This is a genomic window from Kitasatospora sp. NPDC033851 (assembly GCF_055576085.1).
Window position 1 is genome coordinate 386,690 of the sequence record NZ_JBVIRL010000001.1, and the last position, 8,461, is coordinate 395,150.

Consider the following 8,461-nt stretch of genomic DNA (forward strand, 5'->3'; position numbering starts at 1 on the left):
CCGCGGGAAGCCTCGCCGAGTTCCCGCGGCACGGCCCGCCTTCTGAGGAGCTGACATCGTGTTCGACACCCTTCTGGTCGCCAACCGCGGCGAGATAGCCTGCCGCATCATCCGCTCGGCGTCCGCACTCGGCCTGCGGACCGTGGCGGTGTACTCCGACGCGGACCGCGCCGCACCGCACGTGCGGATGGCCGACACAGCGGTACGCCTGGGCCCGGCGCCGGCCGCCGAGAGCTATCTGCGAGCGGACCTGGTCCTGGCCGCCGCCCGCGAGACGGGCGCCGGGGCGATCCATCCCGGGTACGGCTTCCTCTCCGAGAACGCCGCGTTCGCCGCCGACGTGGAGGCGGCGGGCCTGGCCTTCGTCGGCCCGACGCCCCGCCAACTGGAGGTCTTCGGCGCCAAGCACACCGCCCGCGCCGCGGCCGAGGCAGCCGGGGTCCCTCTGCTGGCCGGTACCGGGCTCCTTCCGGACCTGGCCGAGGCCCTGCGAGCCGCCGAGGACATCGGGTACCCGGTGATGCTCAAAGCGACCGGCGGCGGAGGCGGCATCGGCATGCGGGCCTGCACCGGTCCGGAAGAACTGCGCTCGGCGTACGCCCAGGTCACCAGACTCGCCCGGGGCAACTTCGGCGATGGCGGGGTCTTCCTGGAGCGGTACGTCTCCCGCGCCCGACATGTCGAGGTGCAGGTCTTCGGCGACGGCACCGGCCGGGTCGTCAGCCTCGGCGACCGGGACTGCTCCCTCCAGCGCCGTCACCAGAAGGTCCTGGAGGAGGCCCCCGCCCCCGGCCTCCCACCCGCGCTGCGCGAGGAACTGCACCGCAGCGCGCGGGAGCTGTGCGAGACGGTCGGCTACCGCTCCGCCGGCACCGTGGAGTTCGTCTACGACGCCGAACGCGAGGAAGCCGCTTTCCTGGAGGTCAACACCCGCCTTCAGGTCGAGCACCCGGTCACCGAGGAGATCACCGGCGTCGACCTGGTCAGCTGGATGCTGCGCCTGGCCCGCGGCGACCAGGACGTCCTCGACGGCATCGGCCCCGACGGCCCGCCCACGCGCGGGCACGCCGTCGAGGCGCGCGTCTACGCCGAGGACCCGGGCCAGGACCACCGCCCGAGCGCCGGCCTGCTTACCCGCGTCCAACTCCCCAGCGGCGTAAGGGTGGACGGCTGGGCCGAGACCGGCCAGGAGATCTCCACCGCCTACGACCCGATGCTCGCCAAGATCATCGCCACCGGCCGCGACCGCGACGAGGCGCTCGCCAAACTGGCCGAGGCGCTGGAAGAGACCCGGATCGACGGCGTCGAGACCAACCTCGGCCTCCTGCGCGCCGCCTGCCGCACGGAAGAGGTCACGGCCGCCCGGCACACCACGAGCACCCTCACCTCCGTCACCGACCCGCGCCCCCGCATCGACGTCGTACGCGGCGGCACCCTGACCACCGTCCAGGACTGGCCCGGCCGCACCGGCTACTGGGAGGTCGGCATCCCGCCCAGCGGCCCGATGGACGACCTCTCCTTCCGCCTGGGCAACACCGCCGTCGGCAACCCCGAGGGTGCCCCCGGCCTGGAGTGCACCCTGGAGGGTCCGGCCCTGCGCTTCTCGCGTCCGGCGGTCGTCTGCGTCACCGGCGCCCCGGCCCACGTCACGGTCGACGGCACACCCGCCGCCCAGTGGAAGCCCTTCGACCTGCCCGCCGGAGCCCTGCTGGAGATCGGCACCCCCAAGGGCCCGGGCATGCGCACCTACGTCCTCGTCCGCGGTGGCCTCGACCTGCCCGCCTACCTCGGCAGCACCGCCACCTTCACCCTCGGCGGCTTCGGCGGCCACGCCGGACGCGCCCTGCGCACCGGCGACGTCCTCCGTCCCCTCGCACCCGCCCCCGGATCGCCGGCACCGACCTCCGTACCGTCCACCGACCGCCCGCACTTCACCACCCACTGGCGGATCGCGGTCAGCGAGGGCCCGCACCCCGCCCCCGACTTCCTCACCCCGCGCGGCCTGGAAACGATGTACTCGGCCGAGTGGAAGGTCTCCGCCCAGTCCGCCCGCACCGGCGTACGACTCGTGGGCCCCCGGCCCGAATGGGCCCGCCCCGACGGCGGCGAGGCCGGGCTGCACCCCTCCAACATCCACGACACCGCTTACTCCGTCGGCGCCGTCAACCTCACCGGGGACACCCCCGCGATCCTGGGCCCCGACGGCCCCAGCCTCGGCGGCTTCGCCTGCCCGGTCACCGTCGTCGCCGCCGAACGCTGGAAGTCGGGCCAGCTGCGCCCCGGTGACACCGTGCGCTTCATCCCCGTCACGGAGGCCCGCGCGGACGACCTGCGCCGCTCACCGGCCCTGCTCACCCTCCCCACCGAGGGTCCGGACCCCGACCACGGTGTTCTCGCCCGGCGGCCCGCCACCGACACCACCCCCGAGGTCGTCTACCGGCGCGGCGCGGACGACAACATCCTCGTCGAATACGGTCCGATGACCCTCGACCTGGCCCTGCGGATGCGGGTGCACGCCCTGGCCCGGCACCTCGCTGCCCACCGCCCCGCCGGCCTCGTCGACATCACCCCCGGCGTCCGCTCCCTTCACCTGCACACCGACCCCGACACGCTCCCGCTGCGCACCCTGCTCGGCGCGCTCCAGGAGGCCGAGGACCAGCTCCCCGCCGCCGAGGAGCTGGCCGTGCCCAGCCGGGAGGTCCACCTCCCCCTGTCGTGGGACGACCCGACCGTGGACGAGGCCATCTCCCGCTACCTCACCTCGGTGCGCGACGACGCCCCCTGGAACCCGTCCAACATCGAGTTCATCCGCCGTGTCAACGGTCTGGACTCGGTCGACGACGTCCGCCGGATCGTCTTCGACGCCCAGTACCTCGTCCTCGGCCTCGGCGACGTCTACCTGGGCGCCCCCGCCGCCACCCCGCTCGACCCCCGCCACCGCCTGGTCACCACCAAGTACAACCCGGCGCGCACCTGGACCGCCGAGGCAGGCGTCGGCATCGGCGGCTCCTACCTCTGCGTCTACGGCATGGAGAGCCCCGGCGGGTACCAGCTCATCGGCCGCACGGTCCCCATCTGGGGCGGCCTGCGCCCCGGCCGTTCCTTCTCGGACGGCATCCCCTGGCTGCTGCGCTTCTTCGACCGGATCGTCTGGCACCCCGTCTCCCCCGCCGAACTCCTCGACATCCGGGCCGACCTGGCTTCCGGACGGGGACAACTCGACATCAGGCCCGGCACGTTCTCCCTCAGCGACCACGAACGCTTCCTGCACCGGAACGCCGACAGCATCACCGCCTTCCGCACCCGCCAGGCCGCGGCCTTCGCCGCCGAACGGCAGGCGTGGGAAGCAGCGGGCGAACTCACCGAACGGGCCGAGGCCGCCCCCGTGGCGTCCGCCGGGCCCGTCTCCCTGCCTCCCGGCGGCAGCCTGGTCGACGCCCCGCTCAGCTCCAGCGTGTGGAAGGTGGCCGCCGCACCCGGTACCCGAGTCGAGGCCGGACAGCCGCTCGTCGTCCTGGAGGCCATGAAGATGGAGGTCGTCGTCCGCGCCCCGGCCGACGGCGTCGTCGCCGACGTCCTCGTCTCCCCCGGCCAGCAGATCGACGCCGGCACCCCGTTGGCCGTCATCCTCCGAGAGGAAGCAGCGTGAACCAGTCCCCCACCGGCCCCGTGACAGCCGAGGAGCGGCTCGCCGCCGCCTACGAGCGCATCGACAAGGCCGAACGACCCGAGATCTGGATCGCCCTGCGCCGCTACGAGGACGTCCTGGCCGAAGCCCGCACCGTCGACGCCCGCGTCGCGGACGGAGAAGTCCTGCCACTGGCCGGTCGTCTCTTCGCCGTCAAGGACAACATCGACGTCGCCGGCCTGCCCACCACCGCCGCCTGCCCCGCCTACGCCTACCGTCCGCAGGTCTCGGCCACGGCCGTACAACGGCTGACGGACGCCGGCGCGCTCGTGCTCGGCAAGACGAACATGGACCAGTTCGCGACCGGCCTCGTCGGCACCCGCAGCCCGCACGGAGCCGTCCGCAGCGCGGGCCACCCGGAGAAGATCTCCGGCGGCTCCAGCTCGGGCTCTGCCGTCGCCGTGGCCCTGGGCATCGCGGACTTCGCACTGGGCACGGACACGGCCGGCTCGGGCCGGGTACCGGCCGCGTTCAACAACATCATCGGCATCAAACCCACCCTCGGCCTGATCCCCAACACCGGCGTCGTCCCCGCCGCCCGTCCCTACGACTCCGTCACCGTCTTCGCCCGCACCCTCACCGAGGCCCAACAGGCGCTGACCGTCATGATCGGTCCCGACGCCGCCGACCCGCGCAGCCGAACCTGGCCCGACGCCGTACGGCTGGCAGCACCGCAACGGCCCCGCATCGCCCTCCCCCGCGACGAGGACCTCGCACCCCTCTCCGACGAAGCCCGAGCCGCCTTCCACACGGCTGCCGGACAGCTCCGGGAAACCGGCGCCGAAACAGTCGTCACCGACGTATCGCCGCTGCTGGAGGCCGCCCGGCTGCTCTACGACGGCGCCCTGGTCGCCGAACGCTACGCCGCCGTCGGCGAGTTCATCGCCCGCGACCCCGAAGCCGCAGACCCCATCGTCGCCGGCATCATCCTCGCCGCGGCCGCCCTGCCCGCCCACGACCTCGCCGCCGACCAGGAACGCCTCGACCACTTCAGGGCGGCCGCCGCCCGCCTGCTGGCCGGCTTCGACGCCCTGCTCCTGCCCACCACCACCGAGCACCCCACCATCGCCGCCGTCCAAGCCGACCCGGTCGGCATCAACAAGCGGCTCGGCACCTACACCAACTTCGTCAACCTGCTCGACCTGGCCGCCGTCGCCGTTCCAGCCGGCGAGGCCGACGGCAGCCCCTTCGGCATCAGCATCATCACCCGAGCCTTCGACGACCAGACCGGCCTCGACCTCGCCGCCCGGCTCATCGAGGGCCGCCTCATCGAGGAGAGCGGCGAATCCGCCGGCCAGGCCCGGGGTCCCCTCCCCGGCACGGGAGTCGACCTCGCCGTCTTCGGTGCCCACCGGCACGGCCAGCCCCTCAACCACCAGCTCACCAGGCTCGGCGCACGCTACACCGGCGACGTACGAACCGCCGCCGCCTACCGGCTGACCGCCCTCGCCACCGAACCTCCCAAACCGGGCGTGATCCACGTCGGCCCCGGCAGCGGCGGCGCGATCAGCGGCGAACGCTGGACCCTCTCACCGGCCGCCCTCGGCCACTTCCTCGCCGAACTTCCCGCCCCCATGTCCCTCGGCCGCATCCGACTCGACGACGGCTCCTGGGTCCTGGGCTTCCAATGCGACCCACACACCGCGGCCTCGGGAACCGACATCACCCACCACGGGGACTGGCTCGCCTACCTGGCCACGACCTGAGACGAAACCCTGTCCAACGTCCGGGGAGGTGATGACAGGCGCGGTGCCGATCGGGCGACCGGGAGCTGCGGTCAGGCGGGCGCCCGGCAACGGCCGGGGCAGCACACGGCTGAGTGGTCGTCAGTCCGCGAGCGGGCGCTTGAGCCCGGGTGGGTTGGAGCCGGGAGGTGGTCCGATGGGCGGAGTGGTCGCGCCCGTGGCGAGCAGAACAGTAGCGGCCACCGTGGCGGCGGCCCGGGCGGTGCGACGACGGAACGGTCAGCAGCGGCGCCGAGGTGGCCGGCAGCAGGGCTGCCAGCAGGGCGCGGGTACGGCGGTGGGGTCAGGCGTTCCATGGTGCCCCAGCAGCTTGAGGTCGGCGCGTCGGCAGGGCCGTCGGTGACCAGCCGCAGGTCCGCCACCCGCTCCGATCCCCGCTCGTGCATCCAGTCCTCGCGGGCTCGGTGATGTCCTCCATCGGCCGCCCGACCGGAAAGATCCGACTCGCACTTCGCCGAAGCCGGCTGTGCAGCGGTGCTCGGGGTTTTCGACGGGCAGGCCCCCGGGACGGCGAGGCCGGCACCGCCCCGGGCGCGATGGCTTCCGGACGACACCGGCCTCGTGGGGGCGAGAGGGTCTACCAGAGGCGGCGCGACGGTGTGAGCTTGGCGCTCAGTGCCGCGAGGAAGGTCGGGAGCTTGTCCACCATGGCCTTGGGGACCGGGGTGGTCTGGACGGTGTCCCGCCTCACGTCCTGGACGACGAGGGTGTAGGTGCCGTTCTCCTCGACGAGTTCGGCGGCGTAGAGCAGTGTTTCCGTGGAGGTTTGCATCGGGGGTCCTAGGCTTGGGTGTCGTTGAGCCAGGTGTTCCACGCCTGGGTGGCTTTCTGCTCGTCGGCGTCCTCGGCGAACACGTGGTGGGCCAGCCAGATCGGCGTGTTCCAGGTGCTGCCGTTGAAGAAGCGGTAGAGCGCGTCCGGGCCGCGCAGGCCGACGAAGTCGGGGCTGAGCCAGTCCACGACCACCTCCTCCGGACCGCCGTCCGGGCCGGGCACCTGGAGCGACAGCCGGTCGCCGACGGCCGCGTCGTCGGCGAGGCCGAGGCGTCGCCGCAGGGCAGCGAAGTCGGCGGGGTCGGCGGTGGGTTCGGGGCGCCCGGCCTTGACGTAGACGGCGGGGCGGCCGGCGAAGTGCCGCAGGTACTCGGCGAGGCTGTGCTGGTAGAGGTGGACGTGCTTCTCGGCCGCGTCCGCCTTCCTGTCCCAGACCTCGTCCCAGACCCCCTCGTGCACCCAGTGGATTCCCATGCGCAGGTGGCTCGTCCCGCCGTCGGCCGACTCGATCCGGTAGCTGAGGGTGTTGGAGAACTCGTCGCCGAGGGTCGCCCGGGCGGCGAAGTGGGTCGGCGGCTCCCATGCCACGACGGTGCTCTCGGCCCGGGTGACCTTTCCGCCGACGCGCGGCTCGATCTCCATCGGGTACAGCCAGCCCAGGTTGCCGGCACCGGTGGCGACGGCGGCCCAGACCTGTTCGGGTGTCGCGGGCAGGTCCTGTTCCTTGCGGACCTCGAACTCTCGGGCCATGGTCGGTTCTCCTTCGTCGTCGTTCATCAGGTGTCAGTAGGTGACCGGGAGGGCGCACACCCGCCGCTGCAGCGGGTTGGGCCGCCATTCCAGCGGTTTCCCCTCGGCCAGGCGCAGTTCAGGCAGCCGGCGGACCAGCGTCCCGACGGCCACCTCCGCCTGGAGCTTGGCCAGCGGGCCGCCGAGGCAGAAGTGCGGACCGTTGCCGAAGCTGAGGTGCCGGTTGGCGGGGCGGGTCAGGTCGAGCCGGTCGGGGTCCTCGAAGCGCTCGGGGTCGCGGTTGGTCGCGGCGAGGAACAGGTAGACCAGCTCGCCCTCGCGCAGCGTGCGCCCGCCGATCTCCAGGTCCTCCGCGACGACTCGGACGATCGCCTGGGTCACCGTGTCGTAACGGGCCAGTTCCTCGACGGCGCTGCGGATCAGCCCCGGTTCCGCGCGCAGCCGGGCCAGTTGGTCGGGGTGGCGCAGCAGGGCGAGCATGCCGTTGCCGATCAGGTGGGTGGTGGTCTCGTCGCCGGCGGTGATCAGGACGAAGCAGGTGGAGAGCAGTTCGGAGTCGGTGAGCCGGTCGTCCTGCGCCTGGGTGGCGACCAGGGCGCTGATCAGGTCGTCGCCCGGGTCGGCCCGGCGGCGCCGGACGAGGCGGGCGAGGTACTCCTCGTACTGCCCGATCGCCTCCTCGGACTTGTCGAGGTCCTCGCTCAGCCGGCCGAAGCGGCTGAACCAGGTCTTGACCTGCGGGAGGTCGTCGTCCGGGATGCCGAAGAGCTCGCAGACGACGGACATCGGCAGCGGGGCGGCGACGGCCTCGATCAGGTCCGTGGTCGGCCCGGCCGCGACGGCTTCGTCGATGAGGCGGTCGACGATCCGCTGGATGCCGTCGCGCAGGGCTTCGACGCGCCGGGCGGTGAAGGCGCGGTTGGTCAGTTTGCGCAGCCTGGCGTGGTCCGGCGGGTCGGTGTTGGACATCACCCGCCCGAGCCGGTCGGTGAGCCGGCTGAAGGCCTTCAGGTCGCCGCCTAGCGCGACGTAGGCGCGGGTCATCCGGTCCCGGTCGTTGGACAGCCGCAGGTCGGCCAGCGCCGCCTCGACGTCGGCGTACCGGGTGAGGTACCAGATGCCTTCGGCACTGCGATGGACCGGGCTCTCGCGCCGCATACGGGCGTAGAGCGGGTACGGGTCCCGTCGGGCCTCGGGGGTGAGCAGGTCCGCGGCGAGGTCGCGGGGCCGGGCGGGGCCCGCGGTGGCGCGGGCCCCGTCCCTGGTGTCGGTGGTGGTCACGTCGGCTACCGCTGGGCGTCCATGGCGTCGGCCAGGCTCCTGGGCCGCATGTCGGTCCAGGCCTGCTCGACGTACTCCAGGCAGGCGGCCTGGGTGTCGGGTCCGTGGGTGACGGTCCAGCCGGCGGGGACGTCCGCGAACTGCGGCCACAGCGAGTGCTGGTTCTCGTCGTTGACGAGCACGAGGAAGGTGCCGTCCTGGTCGTCGAAGGGGTTGGTCATGG

6 protein-coding genes are annotated in these 8,461 nt (G+C 73.0%); 2 read left to right on the forward strand and 4 right to left on the reverse strand.

The window, feature by feature from the left end:
* The first annotated feature begins 58 nt into the window (after positions 1 to 58).
* Positions 59 to 3,649: an urea carboxylase gene (uca, locus tag ACZ51D_RS01705; protein WP_465660786.1), complete on the forward strand. Its 3,591-nt coding sequence runs from the start codon at positions 59 to 61 to the stop codon at positions 3,647 to 3,649.
* Positions 3,646 to 5,394 carry an allophanate hydrolase gene (gene atzF / locus ACZ51D_RS01710; protein ID WP_465660787.1) on the forward strand — a complete coding sequence of 583 codons (1,749 nt, stop codon included), beginning with the start codon at positions 3,646 to 3,648 and terminating at the stop codon, positions 5,392 to 5,394. Before uca ends, atzF begins: the two co-directional genes overlap by 4 nt.
* A 616-nt stretch (positions 5,395 to 6,010) precedes the next feature.
* On the opposite strand, the gene ACZ51D_RS01715 is transcribed toward atzF, so the two are convergent.
* Genes ACZ51D_RS01715 through ACZ51D_RS01730 form a run of 4 tightly spaced genes read right to left on the reverse strand, consistent with a single transcriptional unit; the run spans position 6,011 to position 8,459 of the window.
* A complete protein-coding gene (locus tag ACZ51D_RS01715) occupies positions 6,011 to 6,205 on the reverse strand; it encodes a hypothetical protein (RefSeq protein ID WP_360641295.1) in 195 nt (64 codons plus the stop codon).
* Between the two features lie 8 nt (positions 6,206 to 6,213).
* Positions 6,214 to 6,957, reverse strand: a complete 744-nt coding sequence (locus tag ACZ51D_RS01720) for an SRPBCC family protein (protein ID WP_465622864.1) — start codon at positions 6,955 to 6,957, stop codon at positions 6,214 to 6,216.
* Between the two features lie 33 nt (positions 6,958 to 6,990).
* On the reverse strand, positions 6,991 to 8,238 hold the full coding sequence (locus ACZ51D_RS01725) for a cytochrome P450 (protein ID WP_465622866.1): 1,248 nt from the start codon (positions 8,236 to 8,238) through the stop codon (positions 6,991 to 6,993).
* Between the two features lie 5 nt (positions 8,239 to 8,243).
* Entirely contained in the window at positions 8,244 to 8,459 is a 216-nt protein-coding gene (locus ACZ51D_RS01730; RefSeq protein WP_465660789.1) for an MbtH family protein, read from the reverse strand.
* Positions 8,460 to 8,461: the final 2 nt, after the last annotated feature.